Below are 1,078 nucleotides of genomic sequence, written 5' to 3'. Positions count from 1 at the left end.
TGGTGCGCCAGTCGCTGGCCGGCCTGGCCGCGGCCGTGGAGCCCGGCGGCTACCTGCTCTACACCAACCAGCCCTGGCACCCGCAGCTCGAAATGATTGCCCGCTCGCTGAGCAGCCACCGCCAGGGCAAGGCCTGGGTGATGCGCCGCCGCGTGCAGGCCGAAATGGACGAGCTGGTGGCCGAAGCCGGCTTCGAGAAAATTGACCAGCTGAGCGACCAGTGGGGCATTTTCAGCGTGTCGCTGGCCCGCCGGGTGCCCACGGGGGCAGCAGGTGTTGTGCCGCAGAAAGCTGCCCTGGCAATGGCGGAGTAGTGCGCCGGAAGTCAAATCGGTATCTCGTCATCAGTCGTCATGGCCCTGCTCATTCGCCTTTTCGTTGCCCTCGCCGATACCCGTTTGGCGGTGCTGCTGGCTCGCCCCGCGCCGTTGGCTCCGGCTGCTTCGGCGGGCCGGCCATGGGGGCGGGCGGCCGCCTGGCTGGCCGTGCTGGGGCCGTTTTTCTTCCTCTCCTACGGCTTCGCCAACTGGTGGACCGCCCAGCTGCCGCACGTGGGCTCGGTGGTGTTTGGTTGGGAGCGGCACATCCCGTTCGTGCCTTGGACGATAGTGCCCTACATGTCGCTCGATGCGTTTTACGCGGGTTCGCTGTTTCTGTGCGCCACGCGGGCCGAGCTTGACACCCACGCCCGGCGGCTGCTGGCGGCCAGCCTGATTTCGGTGGCGGGGTTCCTGCTGTTTCCGCTGCAGTTCAGCTTTGCGCGGCCAGCTACCAGCGGTTTCAGTGGCGCGCTGTTCGAGATATTGATGGGGTTCGACAAGCCCTATAATCAAGCTCCGTCGCTGCACATCAGCCTCGTGATTCTGGTGTGGCTGGTGTTTGCGCGCCACCTGCGCGGCGCGGCGCGCTGGGCTGTGCATATCTGGTTCAGCCTGATTGCGATTTCGGTGTTCACCACTTTTCAGCATCATTTTATTGATGGCGTGGCCGGCGCAGCGGTGGCCGTAATGGTGGTGTATCTGCTGCCCGGTGCGCCGCATGCCCGGCCGGCCACTGCCGTGCCAGCCCGCGGTGCCCG

2 protein-coding genes are annotated in these 1,078 nt (G+C 66.0%); both read left to right on the top strand.

Annotation, left to right across the window (positions count from 1 at the left end; all coding sequences use genetic code 11):
- Positions 1 to 314 (top strand): class I SAM-dependent methyltransferase family protein (locus ACYVDE_RS23870; protein WP_460504019.1); only part of this gene is annotated, 314 nt, incomplete at its 5' end.
- A 39-nt stretch (positions 315 to 353) separates the two neighbouring features.
- The coding region (locus ACYVDE_RS23865; RefSeq protein ID WP_460504018.1) for a phosphatase PAP2 family protein at positions 354 to 1,078 on the top strand (725 nt) is incomplete at its 3' end.

This window comes from Hymenobacter agri, from assembly GCF_054778495.1.
Note: the sequence above shows the minus strand (reverse complement) of the source record. Positions and strands in the feature narration are given on the sequence as shown.